Raw genomic sequence first — 16,808 nt, forward strand, 5'->3', positions numbered from 1 at the left:
AGTCTTGCAATTCAGACTGGAGGATGCTAGCTTCATTAACGTAGCAGATCGAGAGGCGGTCGCTTGCCGCAAGCAAACGGACCCCTCGCGCGGGCTCGGCATCCCAAGGTCCCTGCCGCGTGTCCCCGCCCTCGGGCGGGGACTGTCGTTTTCGTCTCGGCCGCCGCTGCCCGTCAGAAATAATACGGCACGCCGTAATAGCCGTAGACGTTGCGCCCGTATTCCGGATCGGCCCAGGGCGTCTCGTCGCGGCCGTAGCTGGGCGCCGTCTCGAGGTCCTTGCGGTTGAGGTCGACGACGTAGCCGCCCAATCTGGCGTCGAAGTCGAGCTTCGACCAGGGCAGCGGGTGGTAGCGCTCGCCGATGCCGAGGAAGCCGCCGAAGGACATCACGGCGTAGGCGACCTTGCCCGAGTACTTGTCCACCATGAAATTGTAGACCGAGCCGAGATGCTCTCCGGCCTTGTTGTAGACCGCCGTGCCCTCGACCTTGTCGGAGGCGATCAGCCGCTCGGTCTCGTTCTTCGGCGGGTCGCCTTTCGGAACGCCCGGGGTCGCGGTGGTGTCGGCCATGCTCGCCTCCTCTCGCGGATGCGAGCGGAACGGCGCGGGCGCGCTCGCGGTTCCGGCGCCGATCATCCGTCATCCCGGACGCCGAAGGCGATCCGGGACCTATACGCTCCGACGCCGGTGTCGCGGCCTGCAGGCCGCGTCGCGCCGCCCTCGAATGCCAAGCTTCGTGCCGCGAGCGCGCGATGCGCGCTCGAGCCGGCGTCGCGGGTATAGGTCCCGGGTCCGCTTCGCGGCCCGGGATGACAGGGGTGGCAGGACTCGCGTCCTCCCGCACGAGCTCTCAAGCGAACCGGCTCGCGAGCGCGCCGTCCCCGGCGAGGTCGAGATAGAGCGCGCGCAGGCGCCTCGTCAGCGGGCCGGGCGCCCCCTCCCCGATCGCCGTGCCGTCGATGGCGACGACCGGCATGACGATGGCCGAGGCGGACGCGTAGAACGCTTCCCGTGCGGCGAGCGCCTCCTCCACCGTGAACAGCCGCTCCTCCACGGTGAGCTGCATCTCGTCGGCGAGCTTCATCACTGCGAGGCGCGTGATGCCGGGCAGGACGGCGTTGGACAGAGGTCGCGTCACCAGGCGATCGTCCCTGGTGATGATGAACGCCGTCGACGAGCTGCCCTCGGTGACGTATCCGTCCTCCACCATCCAGGCCTCGGCGACGCCGGCGCGGGCGGCCTCCTGCTTGGCGAGCACCTGGGCGAGGAGCGCCACCGACTTGATGTCGCGGCGCTTCCAGCGCAGGTCCGGCGTGGTGATCACCGCCACGCCGGTCTCCGCCGCCTTGGCGCCGACGATCTGCTTGGCCTGCGTGAACATCACCACCGTCGGGGGCGTGCCGGCCGGCGGGAAGGGGAAGTCGCGCTCGGCGACGCCGCGGGTGACCTCGACATAGACGAGGCCCTGGTCGAGGTCGTTGCGCCGGGCGAGCTCGCTCATCAGCTCGGTCCACTGCGCCGTGGAATAGGGGTTGGCGATCTCGATCGCCTTCAGCGAGCGGTCGAGCCGCGCGAGGTGCGCCGCCTCGTCGACGAGCCGACCGCCGATCACCGCCGCGACCTCGTAGATGCCGTCGCCGAACAGGAAGCCGCGATCCATGATGGGGATGCTGGCCTCCTCGTAGGGAACGAACGCGCCGTTGACGAAGACGATGCGGGACATTTTTTCTCGGCCTTTCGGAGGAAAACGAACCGGGCAAGGACACCACGGCGGGGCGCCTTCCTGCAAGCGGGCCGAGTCGCGCATGTCCGAGACGCACATGCGCGCTCGCGCGCTTGCGCGCGGCCGGCCCCCCGCCTAGCGTGCGCGCTTCCGCACATCCGACAGGCCAACCAGGAGCCGGCCCATGCTCGACGCGTCCGCCAGCGGCGTCTACGTCATCGCCCCCACCCCCTTCCACGACGACGGGCGCGTCGACGAGCGCTCGATCGACCGCATGACGGATTTCTTCCTGTCCGCCGGCTGCACCGGCATCACCGTGCTCGGCATGATGGGCGAGGCGCCCAAGCTCGACGCCGAGGAGGCGCTGTCGGTGGCCTCGCAGGTGATCCGCCGGGCCACCGTGCCGGTGGTGGTCGGCGTCTCGGCGCCGGGATTCGCCGCCATGCGCTCCCTCGCCCGCGGGGTGATGGACCGGGGCGCCGCCGGCGTGATGATCGCGCCGCCCTCCTCGCTGAAGACCGACGACCAGATCGTCACCTACTACGCCAACGCGGTGGAGGCGATCGGCGCGGACGTGCCCTTCGTCGTTCAGGACTACCCGCTCTCCATCGGCGTGGTGATGACGCCCGGCGTCATCCGCCGCATCGTGCAGGACAATCCGAGCGCGGTGATGCTCAAGCACGAGGACTGGCCGGGGCTCGAGAAGATCACGACGCTGCGCGGCTTCGAGGCGGACGGCTCCATGCGCCACATCTCTATCCTGTGCGGCAACGGCGGCATGTTCCTCGACTTCGAGACCGAGCGCGGCGCCGACGGGGCCATGACGGGCTACGCCTTCCCGGACATGCTGGTCGACGTGGTGCGGCTGGCCCGGGCGGGCGAGCGCGACGAGGCGCACGACCTGTTCGACGCCCACCTGCCCTACATGCGCTACGAGCAGCAGCCGGGCGCGGGGCTCGCCGTGCGCAAGTACGTGCTCCAGCGCCGCGGCATCATCGCGTCGAGCGCCCTGCGCAAGCCCGGCGGCTCGGTCTCGGCCAAGGCCAGGGCGGAGGTGGACTACCTGCTCGAGCGCCTCGCCCGTCACGACCCGCGGGCGGGCAGGCCGATCGGCTGAGCACAATTTGTCTGTCATCCCGGATTGCCAAGCAAGTCCGGGACCTAGATCCTCCAGCGTATGTTCGGCGCGCGCGACAGCGCGCGCGTCCCGCCTCCGCGGTGATGAAGTCATCCCGCGGGAGGGACGCGGCGTGAACGCCGCTCGGGACAAGGCGGCGGCTCTGGGTCCCGGATCGCCTTCGGCGTCCGGGATGACATGCTTTCGATCACCCCGCCCGGCGCAGCGTCGCCCTGTAGGGCACGCGCGGCTCCGGGCGCGGGGGAACCGGCGGGAACGGCGGCTCGGGCTCGCGCTCGGACGTCGGCTTGCGGGCGGCTGGACCGCCGGCGGGACGCTCGGGCGTGCGCGGCTGGGCGGCGACGGCGCTGGTCTCGCCGGAGGGCGGCGCGCTGCGGGCGGGCGGCTCGGCCCCGCCGCCGCCGCGGCCCGGCGGTCCGCCGATCAGGTCGGAGCGCACCGCGCGCGGCGCGCCGAAGACGAGGCCCTGCGCCAGCGGGATGTCGAGGTCGATCAGGTCCGGCACGTCCTCCTCGCGATCCACCGCCTCGGCGACGAGCTTGATGCCCGCCCGCGCCATCACCGCCGAAAGGTCGCCCACCGCGACGTCGAGCCCCGCCCCGCGCGCGTCGAGATGCGCGAGCAGCATGCCGGCCGGCAGCTTGACGTAGCGCACGCCGCGATCGGCGAGGCCGAACGGGTCGACCCGCAGGTCGTTGGCGCGATCGAGCACGAAGAGCGCGCCCTTCGCCCGCAGCGCCTCGAGCGCGCCCGCGAGCTCGCCGTCGAGCATGCGCCAGGAGCGCTGGGCGATCTCGAAGGCGAGCCGCCCCACCACGTCCGGATAGGTGTCGAGGATGCGCCCCAGCGCGCGCAGGAAGCCCGGCGCCGCGAGCGACTCGTGCGCGAGGTTGACGGTGACGAAGGCGTCCGAGCCGCGCGCCACCAGATGGCGCGCGATGGCGGCCGCGCGCGCGGCGACCTTGCCGTCGAGCTCGGCGCCGAGGCCGACCGCCTCCAGCGCCGGCTGGAACTCCTCCGGCAGCACGATCTCGTCGTCCTCGAGCCGCAGCCGCGCCAGAGCCTCGTAGAAGCGCGTCTTGCGCTGGGGCAGCGAGACGACGGGCTGGAGGTGGATCTCGATGCGATCGTCCCGCAGCGCGCCGGCGATCGCCCGGATGCGGCGCTCGAGCGCCGGATCCGGCGCGGGGGCGGCATCCGGCTCGTCGGCGAACAGGGGCTCGGGCGCGGGCTCCGGCGGCGGCTCGGGCGGCTGCTCGGGCGGGAAGGGCTCGGCCGGGAAGGGCTCGGGCGTGAACGGTGCGGGGGAGCGCGATGCCGGGCGCGCGGGGGCGGGCGCAGGCTCCGGCTCCGCCTCGACGATCGGGCTGAAGCGCGGCGGCGCGGCGCGCGGCATCGCGACGAGCGGCGGTTCCGGCTGCGGCCGCCGCGCGGGAGGCGGCGGCTCGGAATAGGCCGGCCCGGAATAGGCCGGCTCCGGATAGGTCTCGGGCTCGGCGGGCGGCTCCCGACGGGAGGGCCCGGGGCCCGGCGCGGCGCCGAGCGCCGCCGGCTCGCGCGCCTCCTCGTGCTCCGCCTGCTCCGAGAGGGCGCGGTCGTGCGCCGCGACGGTGCCGGCGAGGTCGCGCAGGAGGCCGCTGATCAAGGCGATCTCGCCCGAGACCTCGGCCACGGCCCCGCGCAGGTCGCCGTCGCCGCCCTTGCGGCGCTCGGCCTCGGCGAGGCGGGACTCGACCCGCAGCAGCCGGCGGGCGAGGAAATCGAGATCGGAGGAGGCCTTCTCCGCCACCGTCTGCCCGCGCCGCGCGAGCCAGAGCCCCGCGCCGGCGAGCACGCAGCCGACGGCGCCGAGGGTGAGCGCCAGCGCGCTCGCGAGCGCGGTCCCGGCGGCGATGGCGCCGGCGAGCGCGACGAGCCCGCCGCCCGCTGCCGCGATCGCGGCGGCGACCACGAAACCGGGCGACCGGCGGCGCTCGTTCGGGCGTGCGCGTCGACGTTCCACCTGCGTCTCGTCCCCTCGCCTGCGCCCCGGTTTCGCTCGCGTTGTCGCGCGCCCGCGCCCGCCCGGCAAGGCCGTCGGACTTTCTTCCCCCGAAGAAAACCGAAAACGCCCCGGTCTTTCAATCGATTTCGACGCGCCCACCCGCGGAGCCGCGGCGCGAACGCCCCCGCGATCCCGCGCGTTGGCCCCGCACGCGAGCGCCGACGAGACCGGGAGGACCGACATGAGCGAACGCCACGAGCTCCTGATGCAGGTGGACGGCATGACGTGCGAGGGCTGCGTCGCGGCCGTGACGCGGATCGTGCGCAAGGTCGACCCGCAGGCCGACGTCGCTGTCGATCTCGCCCACGGCCGCGCCCGCATCCTCACCACCGCCGAGACGCTGGAGATCGCGGCCGCCCTCGACAAGGGCGGCTACGAGGCCAAGGCGATGACGATGTGAGGGCCGGCGCACGCGAGGCTTTCGTCCCGGCCGCGTTGCGCCCTATTCTCTCTCGTCGAAACGCCCGGCCACAGGGCGCGCCCGAGGGAGAACGCCGATGCACGGCCTGATGCAGGACTGGCCCCTGCTGATCCACAAGATCATCGACCATGCCGCCGTCCAGCACGCCGGCCGGCCGGTGGTCTCGCGCTCGGTCGAGGGGCCGATCGTGCGCACCAGCTATGCCGCGCTGCGCGGGCGCGCGCTCAAGGTCGCCAAGCGCCTCGCCCGCGACGGGATTCGTGAGGGAGACCGCGTCGGGACGCTCGCCTGGAACACGGCGCGGCATCTCGAGACCTGGTACGGCATCACCGGCATCGGCGCCGTCTACCACACGCTCAATCCGCGCCTGTTCGAGGACCAGATCGTCTACATCGCGAGCCACGCCGAGGATCGGCTGCTGTTCCTCGACCTCACCTTCGTCGCGATGATGGAGCGGCTCCAGGACCGGCTGCCCTCGATCGAGCGCTACGTCGTCCTCACCGACGCCGCGCACATGCCGCGGACCCGGCTGCGCAACGCCGTCGCCTACGAGGACTGGATCGCCGAGGTGGACGAGGACTTCGCCTGGGCGGCGCTCGAGGAGACCGCCGCGGCGGGCTTGTGCTACACGTCGGGCACCACGGGCGAGCCCAAGGGCGTGCTCTATTCGCATCGCTCCAACGTGCTCCACGCCATGATGGCGAACCAGCGCGACGCGCTCGGCCTGTCGTCGCGGGACGTGGCCATGCCGGTCGTGCCCCTGTTCCACGCCAACGGCTGGTCGTTCGGCTTCTCGGCGCCGATGGCGGGGGCGACGCTCGTCCTCCCAGGCCCGAAGCTCGACGGCGGCTCGCTGGCCGAGCTCCTGATCGAGGAGAAGGTGACGGTCTCCGCCGCCGTGCCGACCGTCTGGTTCACGCTCCTCCAGCATCTGGAAGCGACGGGTCTCGAGCTGCCCGACCTCGAGCGCGTCGTCATCGGCGGCTCCGCCTGCCCGCGGGCGGTGACGCGCACCTTCCGCGAGCGCTACGGGGTCGAGGTGCTGCACGCCTGGGGCATGACCGAGATGAGCCCGCTCGGCACGGTCTGCTCGCTCAAGCCGGATTACGGCGACCTCGACGTGGAGGCCTGGCTCGACGTCAAGGAGCGCGCGGGCCACCCCTTCTTCGGCATCGAGATGCGCATCGAGGACGACGACGGGCGCGCCCTGCCCTGGGACGGCGAGGCCTTCGGGCGTCTGAAGGTGCGCGGGCCCGCCATCGCCAAGGCCTATTTCCACCGCGAGGAGCCGATCCTAGACCACGACGGCTTCTTCGACACGGGCGACGTCGCGACCATCGACCGCTTCGGCAACATGCAGGTCGTCGACCGCTCGAAGGACGTGATCAAGTCCGGCGGCGAGTGGATCTCGTCCATCGATCTCGAGAACCACGCGGTGGGTCACCCCCACGTCGCGGAGGCGGCGGCGATCGGCGTGCCCCATCCGAAATGGGGAGAGCGCCCGCTCCTGGTCGTCGTGCCGAAGGCGGGGGTGGAGCCGGACAAGGACGCCATCCTCGCGCATCTCGCCACCCGCCTCGCCAAATGGCAGCTGCCGGACGAGGTGGTGTTCGTGGAGGAGATCCCCCACACCGCGACCGGCAAGATCCAGAAGGTCGCTCTGCGCGAGCGATTCGAGGGCTGGACGCCGCCCGGCTGATGCGCGGGCCTCGGTCGGCGGCTCGGGGCGGCGCGACGAAAAAAGCCCGGCCGCGAGGCCGGGCTCTTCAGGGGATCGAAGGAACGGCCGGTCAGGCCGCCTCCTCCTGGAGATCGTCGCCCTCGGCGGCTTCCGCCGCATCGGCCTCGGCGTTCTTGCCGCGGCGGGGGGACTTGGCGAGGCTCGCCTCGATGAGCTTGAGCGCCTCGGTCTCGGTGATCCGGTTGACCGTCGAGATCTCGCGCACGACGCGGTCGAGAGCGGCCTCGTAGAGCTGGCGCTCGGAATAGGACTGCTCGGGCTGCGCGTCGGAGCGATAGAGGTCGCGGACCACCTCGGCGATGGCGATGATGTCGCCCGAGTTGATCTTCGCCTCGTATTCCTGCGCGCGGCGCGACCACATGGTGCGCTTCACGCGGGCGCGGCCGGACATGGTGTCGAGCGCCTTCTTGACGAGATCCGGCTCGGCGAGCTTGCGCATGCCCACGGTCGCCGCCTTCGCGGTCGGAACGCGCAGGACCATCTTGTCCTTCTCGAAGCTGACGACGTAGAGCTCGAGCTTGAAGCCGGCGATTTCCTGCTCCTCGATCGCCGTGATCTGGCCGACGCCGTGGGCCGGATAGACGATGGCTTCGCCAGCCTTGAAAGCCAAAGCCTTGCCAGTCTTCTTGGGGGTCGTCATGCGGTGAAGGCTCCCTGTTGCGCGCCGCGGCGCGGGCCGCGACACAGACAGCGCCGTCGGAAAGGGGTCCGACGGTCGAAAAGACTTGACTCCGCCCACCCTGATGGGTTCCGGCGGCGTCCCCTTCAAGATTTTTCGGCCGGTGACGAAAGGCGCCCCCTCGCCCTCGCCGGGACACGATGGAAAGGTCCCCGTGCGAGGGGTGCGGGTGCTGCTCTCATGTTCTGCTTAAGGCTTCACGTGCGAGTTGGCAGCGCGCAGGGCGCGGTCTACGGCAGGCCCTTTGCTTACCACAAGCCGGCTGATAAATCAAAGAAAATCGCAATGAACGGCCACGGTCGGCCGCTCGCGCCCGCCGAGGGGCGCGATTCCGGTCTCGAATCACCGCTCGCGGCGCGTGCCGCAGCGTCAGTCACCCTCGCCGGGCTCGGGCGAGAAGAACTTCTCGTACTTGCCCGCCATGCCGTCGTACTCCTTGGCGTCGGCAGGCGCATCCTTCTTCTGGGTGATGTTGGGCCAGGACTTGGAGAGATCGGCGTTGATCTTGAGCCACTGCTCGAGACCCGGCTCCGTGTCCGGCTTGATCGCCTCGGCCGGGCATTCCGGCTCGCACACGCCGCAATCGATACACTCGTCGGGATGGATGACGAGCATGTTGTCGCCCTCGTAGAAGCAATCCACGGGGCAGACCTCGACGCAGTCCATGTACTTGCACTTGATGCAGTTTTCCGTGACGACGTAGGTCATTCCGCAATCCCGGTCCGGTCGACGTTGACACCGGACGCTGTAACCCGACGCAAAGCCCCGCGCAAGGCCCGAGCGGAGCCGTATCGCGCGCGGCCCGCGGCGCGTGCGACGATCGGTCCGGAGGGCGACGGCGCCCGCACGGGACTCGGCCGCAGCGCGGCGCACGGCCCCGAGCGGACCTCGCCCGGGCTTTCCCGCCCGCTCGTCGGGACGTGAGGATAGCCGAAACCTCGGCCTTTCGCACCGGCGCCCGCGCTCAGGCTTCCGGCGGCACCGAGAGGCCGAGCTCCGAGAGCTTGGCGTGCACCTCGGACTGGGAGCGCTTCATCTTCATGCTGATCACGGAGGCCGGCACGCCCTCGCGCGCCAGCGCGATCAGCTCCTGGACCTGCTCGTAGCTCCAGGGGCGGCTTTCGGATGCGACATCGCTCATGGTCGTCTCCTCGCTCGATCGAGTTCGTCCGACGTTCGGAACGCCACAGCCGTGACAATGGGTCCGGCGGCAGGGCGTCGCAAGCTGTGGAGGGTCCGGATGCGGGGGCTCGCGCGGCGCGCCCGGCATGCTAACCAGGGCCCCGGCTCATCCGAACGAGCGGGGGAGGCGCGAGAGGCGGAGCGATGACGGTCGGCATCGATATGGGCGAGAACGCGGCTCCCGGCGGCGGGCGCATGCTCCTCGACCTCGAGGAGCTCCTCGCCACCCGCCTGCTGGTCCAGGGGAATTCCGGCTCCGGCAAGTCGCACCTGCTGCGCCGGCTGCTGGAGCAGAGCGCGCCCTGGGTGCAGCAATGCGTCATCGACCCCGAGGGCGACTTCGTCACCCTCGCCGACAGGTACGGCCACGTGGTGGTCGAGGCGGACCGCTCCGAAGCGGACCTCCAGCGCGTCGCCGCGCGGGTGCGCCAGCACCGGGTCTCCGTCGTGGTCAGCCTCGAGGGTCTCGACGCCGAGCAGCAGATGCGCGCCGCCGCCGCCTTCCTGGGCGGCCTGTTCGACGCCGAGCGGGACCATTGGTACCCGATGCTCGTCGTCGTCGACGAGGCGCAGCTCTTCGCGCCTATGGCGGCGGGGGAGGTCTCGGACGAGGCGCGCAAGGTCTCGCTCGGCGCGATGACGAACCTGATGTGCCGCGGCCGCAAGCGCGGGCTCGCCGGCGTCATCGCCACGCAACGCCTCGCCAAGCTCGCCAAGAACGTGGCGGCCGAGGCCTCGAACTTCCTGATGGGCCGCACCTTCCTCGACATCGACATGGCCCGCGCCGCCGATCTGCTCGGCATGGATCGGCGCCAGGCGGAGAGCTTCCGCGACCTTCAGCGCGGGCATTTCGTGGCGCTGGGCCCCGCGCTCTCGCGCCGGCCGGTGGCCGTGCGCATCGGGACGGTCGAGACCGCCGCGCGCTCGACGAGCCCCAAGCTGATGCCGCTGCCGGAGACCCCGGCGGAGGACGCGCGCGACCTGATTCTCGCGCCGCTCGAGCCCGAGCCGGCGCGGGCCCGGCCGGAGCGGCGCCCCCCTCCCCCGCCGCCGCCCTCCACCAACGACCTTCTCGCCGAGCTCGTGCGCTCGCGCCCCGCCGCCGCCGCCCCCCCGAGCGCGGAGGAGGTCGCGCTGGCGGCCGAGGAGCGCGAGGCCGTCATGGAGGAGATCGTGCGCGACCTCCTCTCCGACCCGGATGCGGCCTTCCGCTCCATCGCCGTGCTCTACCAGGATTTCCTGGTGCGCCTGCGGATCAAGCGCGTGCCGGGCGAGGCGCCGACGCTCGCCGCCTTCAAGAAGCGCCTCTCGGTCGCCCGCGCCGGCGTCGAGGCCGGGGCGATCCCGGAGGACACGTGGGCGCGCGCGGAAGCGGCTGCGGCGGACCTGCCGGAGGAGATCCAGGGCGTCTACCTGCTGCTCGCCCGCGCCGCCTTCGAGGGCGCGCCCTGCCCGCCCGACGGCGCCATCGCCCGCGCCTGCGGCTCGCGCTCACCGGGCCGCGCCCGGCGGCTGGTGCAGTACATGGAGAGCCGCGGCCACGTCGTCACCCGCGCCGACCTGCGCGGCCAGCGCATCGTCGCATTGCCCGACCTCGGCGTGGAGACCAGGCCCGGCGACCCCAACGCCTGGGAGGAGCCCCAGGAGGGCGGCGGGGACCTGTTCGCGACGGGGTGAGCAGGAAGCGGGTGGCGGAGAGCTGGGGGCGGTGGTGCTCTCGCGCCGTGCCCCATTTCCCGCACGAGAGGCTTCCGCCATGGACTTCCGCGTTCTCGGGCTCTCGCCCGAACCCTTCCTTCCCCTCTACGGCCTCTCGGAGGCGGCGCTCGCCGAGCGCGGCGTGATCCGCAGGCGGGCGAACGATCCGACGAGCTATCCCGACCGCATCGAGATGCGCCACGCCCGGCCGGGCGAGAGCGTGCTGCTCCTCAACCACGTCTCCCAGCCGGCGGCCTCGCCCTACCGCGCGAGCCACGCCATCTACGTGCGCGAGGGCGCGAGCGACACCTACGACCGGGTGAACGCGGTGCCGGAGGTGATGCGGCCGCGCCTCCTCTCCGTGCGCGCCTTCGACGCCGACGGCATGATCGTCGACGCCGACGTGGTCGAAGGCGCGGATCTGGAGGGGCTGATCGCACGGCTCCTGGCGAGCCCCGCGGCGGCGTATCTCCACGTCCACAACGCCAAGCGCGGCTGCTATGCGGGGCGGGTCGAGCGGGCGTGAGCGGCGCTCAGCCCGCCTCCTCGTAGAGCGCCTCGGCCTCCGAGGCCGGCCCGCGGCGCTCGCCGAGATCGAGGACGCGCACCGCCTTGGTGGCGTGCGGGGCGGCGACGGTGAGGACGTCGCCCACCGCGATCCCCTTGGCGGGGTTGGTCTGCCGCTGGCCGTTGACGCGCACGTGGCCCGATTCGACCAGCTTCGCCGCGAGCGTGCGGGTGCGCGCGAAGCGCGCGTACCAGAGCCACTTGTCGAGCCTCTGGCGATCCTCCCGCACGGGCTCAGGCGACCTGTCGCGTCATTTCTTGTCCTCGAGCTGCGCCTTCAGGGCGGCGAGCTTGGCGAAGGGCGAATCCGGATCCGGCTGCTTCTCGCGGCGGGGGCGATCGGCGCCCGGGGGCGGGCGTCCGCCGTCGCGACGCTCGCCGCCGGAGCGGTAGCCGCCCATCTGGCCGCCCTTGAAGCCGCCCTTGGGACGGCCGCCGCCCTTCTCGCCGCCACCCTTCTCGCCACCGCCTCTGCCGCGGCGCTCCTCGCGCGCCTCGGCCGGGGCGCCTTCGCCCTGGGCGGCCTTGGGGCGCTCGCCGCGCGGGCCGCCTTCGCGGCGCGGGCCGCGTTCGCGCCCCTCGCGGCCGGGGCGTCCGCCGTGGCGGGCCTGCCGGTTGCGGCCCTCGCGCCGGCCCTGGCGCCAGACCACGATCGTCTCGGGCTCGGCCGGCGCCGTCTCGGACGGCTCGGCGGCGGCCTCCTCCGCAGGCGGCTCAGCGACCACCGGCTCGGAGGCGGTCTCGACGGCGGCGGGAGAGACCTCCGCCTCCGGCGCCGGAGCCTCCTCCGAAGCCGGAGCCTCCTCCGAAGCCGTCTCTTCCGAAGCCGGAGCCTCCTCCGCAGCCGTCTCGGGCTGCGCGACCGCCTCGGCGGCGGCCTCGACCGCGGCCTCCGCCGGCGCCTCCGGCTCGGCCGCATCCGCCTGGAGCGGCGCCTGCGCCGCCTCCGGCGCGTCCGACGGCGTCTCGCCGGGCTCGTTCGGCGCGGCCTCGGCGCTCTCGCCCTCGGCGACGGCCTCCGCGGCGATCGTCGCGCCGGCCTCGGCCTGCGCCTCGCCGGCGGGCGCCGCCGGTGCGGCCGGAACGACCGGCTGCGTCGGCATCGGCTTGAGAATTTCCGAGGTGATCGCCGGGCCGGCGCGCTCCTCGGAGACGTAGCCGAGCGACTTCAGGATCTGCGCGAAATCCTCGCCGGCGCAGCCGACGAGCGAGGTCATCGCCACGGTGCCCACGAAGGCGTCGCCCTCGGCCGCGCCCGCCGGCGGCTCGCCGACGGTCTGGCCCGGCACGTAGGCCATGGCGGGGCGGATCAGGTCGGCGAGGCGCTCGAGGATGTCGACGCGCACCGCCCGCCCGCCGCAGACGCGGAAGCCGGCGGAGCGGTAGAGCCCCTTCGCGACCTCGGTGTCGACGGGGATCGAGGTGCGCCCGGAGGAGGCCAGCGCCGCGATCTCGTCGATGCCCTTCTGGTCGAGCCCGCCGTTCTTGAGCGCCCAGAGCTGAGCCGCCAGCGTGCGCGGGGCGGGCTTCATCAAAGCCGGCAGATAGAGGTGGTAGGCGCCGAAGCGCACGCCCTTCTGGCGCAGGGCCGAGCGGGCCTGCTGGTCGAGCGAGCGCACCTCCTGGAGCACGCGCGAGCGCTCGAGCACGCCGAGCGACTCGGCGATCTGGAAGGCGACGCCCCGCGCGATGCCCTGCAGGTCGGCGGGCTCCTCGAGCTCGAGCAACGGCCCCAGCGTGCGCACCACGTGCGCCTTGAGCCAGGCCTTGAGCCGGCCCTCGACCTTCTCGAGCGCGCCGCCGGTGAGGTGCTCGTCGGCGATCAGCCGCACCCGAGGCTCGAAGATCTTCTCACCCGGCTCGAGCTTCGCCACCGGCTCGCCCTGCCAGCGGATCGTGCCGTCGTTCGACAGGACGAAGGACGTGTCCGCCGCCGTCGAGAACCGATCGGCCCGCGCCTCGATCTCGCCGGCGAGGCCCTTGACCGCCGCGTTGCGCAGGGTCTTGGCCTCGTCGCTGGAGGCGTCCGGATCGGGGACGAAGACGAACCCGGACAGGCGCCCGACGTGCTGGCCCTCGACGCTCACGTCGCCGCTCGCCGAAATTTCCGCTTCAAGCATCGCGTTCTCTCTCAAGCGCCGCATCAGCACGCTGGTCCGCCGGTCCACGAACCGGCTCGCCAGCCGCTCGTGCAGCGCATCCGACAGCTTGTCCTCTACCCCACGCGCCACGCTCTGCCAATGCTCCGGATCGCGCAACCAGTCGGGTCGGTTGGCGACGAAGGTCCAGGTGCGTACTTGCGCGATCCGCGCCGAGAGCGTGTCGATGTCCCCGTCGACCCGATCCAGCAGCGACACGTGCCGGCGGAACCAGTCGTCCGGCACCGCCCCGTCGCGCATCAGGAACAGATAGATGGCCGAGACGAGGTCGGCGTGGCTCGCCGGCGACACCTTGCGGTAATCCGGGACCTGGCAGACCTCCCAGAGCCGCTCGACGTTGGCGCGGCCCGTCGCGTGGTGGCGCACCGAATCGTCCCGCGCCAGGATCTCGAGGGCCGCGACGTCCTCCGCCATGGGCGCGCGGGTGAGGCCGTGCTCCTGCGGCACCTCCGCCAGCGCCCGCTGGAGCGCCTCGAGCGAGCGGAAGTCGAGATCCGGGTTGCGCCATTGCAGGATCCGCGCGGGCTCGAACTTGTGCCCCTCCACCGCCTCCACCAGCTCCGGGTCGAACGGGTCGCAGCGCCCGGACGTGCCGAAGGTGCCGTCGTTGAGGTGGCGCCCGGCGCGCCCGGCGATCTGGCCGATCTCGGCGGGGTTGAGCTTGCGGAAGCGGAAGCCGTCGAACTTGCGGTCGGCGGCGAAGGCGACGTGGTCGACGTCGAGATTGAGCCCCATGCCGATGGCGTCGGTGGCGACGAGATAGTCGACGTCGCCGGACTGGTAGAGCGCCACCTGCGCGTTGCGCGTGCGCGGGGAGAGGGCGCCGAGCACCACCGCCGCGCCGCCGCGCTGGCGGCGAATCAGCTCGGCGATGGCGTAGACCTCCTCCGCCGAGAACGCGACGATGGCCGAGCGCGCGGGCAGGCGCGAGAGCTTCTTCGAGCCGGCGAAGGTGAGCTGCGACAGCCGCGGGCGCGTGGTGACGTGGACGCCCGGGATCAGCGCGCGCACCAGCGGCTCCATCGTCGCCGAGCCGATCAGCAGCGTCTCGTCCCGGCCGCGCTGGTTGAGCAGGCGATCGGTGAAGACGTGGCCGCGATCGAGGTCGGAGGCGAGCTGGATCTCGTCGATCGCCACGAAGGCGAGGTCGAGGTCGCGCGGCATCGCCTCCGCGGTGCAGACCCAGTAGCGCGGGTGCTTCGGCTTGATCTTCTCCTCGCCGGTGACGAGGGCGACCGCGTCCGCGCCGGCGCGCTCCACCACGCGGCCGTAGACCTCCCGCGCGAGCAGCCGCAGCGGCAGGCCGATCATGCCCGAGGAATGGCCGAGCATCCGCTCGATGGCGAGATGCGTCTTGCCCGTGTTGGTCGGGCCGAGAACCGCGGTCACCCCGCGCGAGCGGGCCTGCGGCGGAAGGGAGAGGCGGGGCATCGGGCGCGGGCTGGACCTTGACACACGGGCTCGCGGGCGGCCCCGGGAGCGGGCTCGCTCCGGAACAGGGGCCGAACGAAAGGGGGGCGAATCGCTGATCCGTGGAGAATCCGGATTCGTTCCGTTCTCGGACGCCCTGTATATGGGATCGGCGCGGGGTTTTCCTAGCGGGGAAAGCGGGGGAGGCCGGCGGTTCGCCGTGCTGCGTCAGATCTGCCGATGCGAAGGCTTTTCGGACGAGAGTGTATGATATACAAATGGGGATGTATATCCGTGCTCTTCGAGGATGAAGCCATGCAGGTCGCGAAATGGGGAAATTCCCTGGCCGTCCGTCTTCCCGCCGACGTGGTTCGGCGGCTCGGGCTCAAGGAAGGCGACGAGATCGAGCTCCGCGCGGACGGTGACGGCCTCGTCGTCGATCGCCAGCCCCGTCCCGAGGAGATTCTGGCTTCCCTGCGGAAGTTCCGGGGTCGTTTGCCCGCCAGCGAGCGCCTGACTCGCAACGACGCGAATGCGCGCTGAGGTCTTCTTCGACACGAACCTCATCCTCTATCTGCTCGACGAGGGCCCGAAGGCGGACATCGCCGAGCGCGTGCTGCAGGCCGGAGGAGTCGTCAGTGTTCAGGTCTTGAACGAAGTCCTGGCGAACTCTCGCCGGAAGGCGGGCATGTCCTGGGAAGAAGCCGGCCTGTTCCTGAGCGGGATCCGCCGCCTGTGCACGGTCGTCGACCTGACCGAGGAGATCCACGACGTCGGGCGAGCGCTCGGCCAGCGCTATGGCTTCTCTGTGTACGACGCGATGATCGTGTCTGCGGCCTTGGTCAGCGGCTGCACCGAACTCCACACCGAGGACATGCACGACGGGCTTCTCGTCGAGGACGTGCTGCGGATCGTCAACCCTTTCGTCGAGAAACGCCCCTGAGCCGCTCCCGCCCCCCTCAGCGCGCAGCGGCCCGCGCCACGCCGCCGCCGTCGATGGAGACGCGCTGGGCCTCGATCACGCTGGTGCCGATCTGCGTGCGCACCTCGATGCGCAGCGGCAGCAGCGTGCGGCTTCCCTCCACCGGGGCGAGCCAGACCGCCATGTCGCGGTTCTCCTCCATGAAGCGCACCGCCTCCTTGCCCTCGCGATGGCCGGCGATGGCCCGGAAGCGGGCGGCGCACATCAGGACGGGGCCGGAATAGCCCGGCTTGTCGAGCTGGCGCGTGCCCGCGTAGCTGAGCACGATGTCGAAGCGCGAGGCCCCGTCGAAGACCGGGATCGTGCGCTCGCACTGGCCGGGATCGTCCATGGCGAGGCGCCCGCGCCCGGGGAAGAGGAAGGCGCTCACGGGGTCGACCACGCCGCGGCGATGGCTCGCGCGCACCGGCACGCGATCGGGATGCTCGGGAAGCGGCGGCAGGATCTCGACGGCGGAGACGCTGCCGCCGGAGAGCCCCATGCGCACGGTGCGGCTCGCCTTGCTCGAGGCGGAGTTCACGGCGAAGGACGCGGGCGCCACCCGCTCCCCGCTGACGCGGCCCGTGGCGCTGGCGGCGCCGCGGCCGTCGGTGATCAGGCCGGCCAGCCCGACGAGGCGGGCCTGGACGTCGATGCGGTAGCGCCGCCCGTCGTAGGTCGAGTTCACGTCGGCCTCGCCCACGGGAAAGCCCGCGAGCCAGATGCCGTAGGTCGCGTCGAACGAGGAGGAGGCCGACGCGGGCGCGGCGGCGGCGAGGACGGACGCGGCGAAGGCCGCGAGAAAGGCGAGCGATGCGCGCATGACGTGTCCCTGTCCCGGCCCCCCGAAGCCGGCCGCGTGGTGCGGCGTCCAGCTTCATGGCGAATCGGGCGTTAACGAGGCGATCCCGACCATCCGACGTCCTGGTTAACGCTCTCCTATCCTTGACGCGCCCCCGGGCTTTGGCCTATACGCTCGCACCTTCCAGGGACACCGGTGTCCGGTCGCCCCGCATCCGTGCGCGTCTCGCGCCCGGGAGCGTGGGGGAGATCAAGCGGCCGCACCTCCATCGATAGGACGTA

At 72.1% G+C, this 16,808-nt stretch carries 16 protein-coding genes; 7 read left to right on the plus strand and 9 right to left on the minus strand.

The window, feature by feature from the left end; genetic code table 11:
* Positions 1-173: 173 nt before the first annotated feature.
* Together ABL310_RS17505 and ABL310_RS17510 are read right to left on the minus strand one after the other, a co-directional pair.
* Complete coding sequence (locus ABL310_RS17505) at positions 174-572, minus strand: PRC-barrel domain-containing protein (protein WP_349368284.1); 399 nt, start codon at positions 570-572, stop codon at positions 174-176.
* A 280-nt stretch (positions 573-852) separates the two neighbouring features.
* Positions 853-1,725, minus strand: a complete 873-nt coding sequence (locus ABL310_RS17510) for a D-amino-acid transaminase (protein WP_349368285.1) — start codon at positions 1,723-1,725, stop codon at positions 853-855.
* 184 nt (positions 1,726-1,909) lie between these two features.
* On the opposite strand from ABL310_RS17510, the gene ABL310_RS17515 reads away from it, so the two are divergent.
* Positions 1,910-2,842: a dihydrodipicolinate synthase family protein gene (locus tag ABL310_RS17515; protein WP_349368286.1), complete on the plus strand. Its 933-nt coding sequence runs from the start codon at positions 1,910-1,912 to the stop codon at positions 2,840-2,842.
* Between the two features lie 208 nt (positions 2,843-3,050).
* Here ABL310_RS17515 and ABL310_RS17520 read toward each other — a convergent pair whose 3' ends face one another.
* Entirely contained in the window at positions 3,051-4,865 is a 1,815-nt protein-coding gene (locus tag ABL310_RS17520; protein ID WP_349368287.1) for an EAL domain-containing protein, read from the minus strand.
* A gap of 223 nt (positions 4,866-5,088) precedes the next feature.
* Between ABL310_RS17520 and ABL310_RS17525 the strand changes: the two genes are divergently transcribed.
* Positions 5,089-5,307: a heavy-metal-associated domain-containing protein gene (locus ABL310_RS17525; RefSeq protein ID WP_349368288.1), complete on the plus strand. Its 219-nt coding sequence runs from the start codon at positions 5,089-5,091 to the stop codon at positions 5,305-5,307.
* A 97-nt stretch (positions 5,308-5,404) separates the two neighbouring features.
* Positions 5,405-7,027 (plus strand): long-chain-fatty-acid--CoA ligase, encoded by a 1,623-nt coding sequence (locus tag ABL310_RS17530; protein ID WP_349368289.1) that lies wholly within the window; start codon positions 5,405-5,407, stop codon positions 7,025-7,027.
* Between the two features lie 91 nt (positions 7,028-7,118).
* On the opposite strand, the gene ABL310_RS17535 is transcribed toward ABL310_RS17530, so the two are convergent.
* From ABL310_RS17535 to ABL310_RS17545, 3 genes are all read right to left on the minus strand, one after another.
* Positions 7,119-7,709, minus strand: coding sequence for a CarD family transcriptional regulator (locus tag ABL310_RS17535; protein ID WP_349368290.1), 591 nt, complete (start codon positions 7,707-7,709; stop codon positions 7,119-7,121).
* 408 nt (positions 7,710-8,117) lie between these two features.
* Positions 8,118-8,456 carry a ferredoxin FdxA gene (fdxA, locus tag ABL310_RS17540; protein WP_349368291.1) on the minus strand — a complete coding sequence of 113 codons (339 nt, stop codon included), beginning with the start codon at positions 8,454-8,456 and terminating at the stop codon, positions 8,118-8,120.
* Between the two features lie 256 nt (positions 8,457-8,712).
* The gene (locus tag ABL310_RS17545; RefSeq protein WP_349368292.1) at positions 8,713-8,889 is read right to left on the minus strand and encodes a hypothetical protein; all 177 of its coding nucleotides are present in this window, start codon (positions 8,887-8,889) and stop codon (positions 8,713-8,715) included.
* 185 nt (positions 8,890-9,074) lie between these two features.
* Here ABL310_RS17545 and ABL310_RS17550 point away from each other — a divergent pair, with 185 nt between their 5' ends.
* Positions 9,075-10,607: an ATP-binding protein gene (locus tag ABL310_RS17550; protein ID WP_349368293.1), complete on the plus strand. Its 1,533-nt coding sequence runs from the start codon at positions 9,075-9,077 to the stop codon at positions 10,605-10,607.
* A 79-nt stretch (positions 10,608-10,686) separates the two neighbouring features.
* Positions 10,687-11,154: a DUF1203 domain-containing protein gene (locus ABL310_RS17555; protein ID WP_349368294.1), complete on the plus strand. Its 468-nt coding sequence runs from the start codon at positions 10,687-10,689 to the stop codon at positions 11,152-11,154.
* A gap of 7 nt (positions 11,155-11,161) precedes the next feature.
* On the opposite strand, the gene ABL310_RS17560 is transcribed toward ABL310_RS17555, so the two are convergent.
* Positions 11,162-11,425 carry an RNA-binding S4 domain-containing protein gene (locus tag ABL310_RS17560; protein WP_349368295.1) on the minus strand — a complete coding sequence of 88 codons (264 nt, stop codon included), beginning with the start codon at positions 11,423-11,425 and terminating at the stop codon, positions 11,162-11,164.
* A 21-nt stretch (positions 11,426-11,446) separates the two neighbouring features.
* A complete protein-coding gene (locus ABL310_RS17565; RefSeq protein ID WP_349368296.1) occupies positions 11,447-14,785 on the minus strand; it encodes a helicase-related protein in 3,339 nt (1,112 codons plus the stop codon).
* A 294-nt stretch (positions 14,786-15,079) separates the two neighbouring features.
* On the opposite strand from ABL310_RS17565, the gene ABL310_RS17570 reads away from it, so the two are divergent.
* Together ABL310_RS17570 and ABL310_RS17575 are read left to right on the plus strand one after the other, a co-directional pair.
* On the plus strand, positions 15,080-15,307 hold the full coding sequence (locus ABL310_RS17570; RefSeq protein WP_374730412.1) for an AbrB/MazE/SpoVT family DNA-binding domain-containing protein: 228 nt from the start codon (positions 15,080-15,082) through the stop codon (positions 15,305-15,307).
* Positions 15,297-15,707, plus strand: coding sequence for a PIN domain-containing protein (locus tag ABL310_RS17575; protein WP_349368298.1), 411 nt, complete (start codon positions 15,297-15,299; stop codon positions 15,705-15,707). Before ABL310_RS17570 ends, ABL310_RS17575 begins: the two co-directional genes overlap by 11 nt.
* A 16-nt stretch (positions 15,708-15,723) precedes the next feature.
* Here the strand turns inward: ABL310_RS17575 and ABL310_RS17580 are convergent, their stop codons facing one another.
* Positions 15,724-16,548 (minus strand): DUF3108 domain-containing protein, encoded by an 825-nt coding sequence (locus tag ABL310_RS17580; protein WP_349368299.1) that lies wholly within the window; start codon positions 16,546-16,548, stop codon positions 15,724-15,726.
* Positions 16,549-16,808 lie beyond the last annotated feature (260 nt).

The organism is Salinarimonas sp. (assembly GCF_040111675.1).
Lineage (GTDB): Bacteria > Pseudomonadota > Alphaproteobacteria > Rhizobiales > Beijerinckiaceae > Salinarimonas.

What these genes read in the sequence shown, in the direction of transcription:
- ABL310_RS17505 (WP_349368284.1), bottom strand. Translation starts at nt 572, where the DNA reads ATGGCCGACACCACCGCGACCCCGGGCGTTCCGAAAGGCGACCCGCCG.
- ABL310_RS17510 (WP_349368285.1), bottom strand. Translation starts at nt 1,725, where the DNA reads ATGTCCCGCATCGTCTTCGTCAACGGCGCGTTCGTTCCCTACGAGGAG.
- ABL310_RS17515 (WP_349368286.1), top strand. Translation starts at nt 1,910, where the DNA reads ATGCTCGACGCGTCCGCCAGCGGCGTCTACGTCATCGCCCCCACCCCC.
- ABL310_RS17525 (WP_349368288.1), top strand. Translation starts at nt 5,089, where the DNA reads ATGAGCGAACGCCACGAGCTCCTGATGCAGGTGGACGGCATGACGTGC.
- ABL310_RS17530 (WP_349368289.1), top strand. Translation starts at nt 5,405, where the DNA reads ATGCACGGCCTGATGCAGGACTGGCCCCTGCTGATCCACAAGATCATC.
- ABL310_RS17535 (WP_349368290.1), bottom strand. Translation starts at nt 7,709, where the DNA reads ATGACGACCCCCAAGAAGACTGGCAAGGCTTTGGCTTTCAAGGCTGGC.
- fdxA (WP_349368291.1), bottom strand. Translation starts at nt 8,456, where the DNA reads ATGACCTACGTCGTCACGGAAAACTGCATCAAGTGCAAGTACATGGAC.
- ABL310_RS17545 (WP_349368292.1), bottom strand. Translation starts at nt 8,889, where the DNA reads ATGAGCGATGTCGCATCCGAAAGCCGCCCCTGGAGCTACGAGCAGGTC.
- ABL310_RS17550 (WP_349368293.1), top strand. Translation starts at nt 9,075, where the DNA reads ATGACGGTCGGCATCGATATGGGCGAGAACGCGGCTCCCGGCGGCGGG.
- ABL310_RS17555 (WP_349368294.1), top strand. Translation starts at nt 10,687, where the DNA reads ATGGACTTCCGCGTTCTCGGGCTCTCGCCCGAACCCTTCCTTCCCCTC.
- ABL310_RS17565 (WP_349368296.1), bottom strand. Translation starts at nt 14,785, where the DNA reads ATGCCCCGCCTCTCCCTTCCGCCGCAGGCCCGCTCGCGCGGGGTGACC.
- ABL310_RS17570 (WP_374730412.1), top strand. Translation starts at nt 15,080, where the DNA reads ATGCAGGTCGCGAAATGGGGAAATTCCCTGGCCGTCCGTCTTCCCGCC.
- ABL310_RS17575 (WP_349368298.1), top strand. Translation starts at nt 15,297, where the DNA reads ATGCGCGCTGAGGTCTTCTTCGACACGAACCTCATCCTCTATCTGCTC.
- ABL310_RS17580 (WP_349368299.1), bottom strand. Translation starts at nt 16,548, where the DNA reads ATGCGCGCATCGCTCGCCTTTCTCGCGGCCTTCGCCGCGTCCGTCCTC.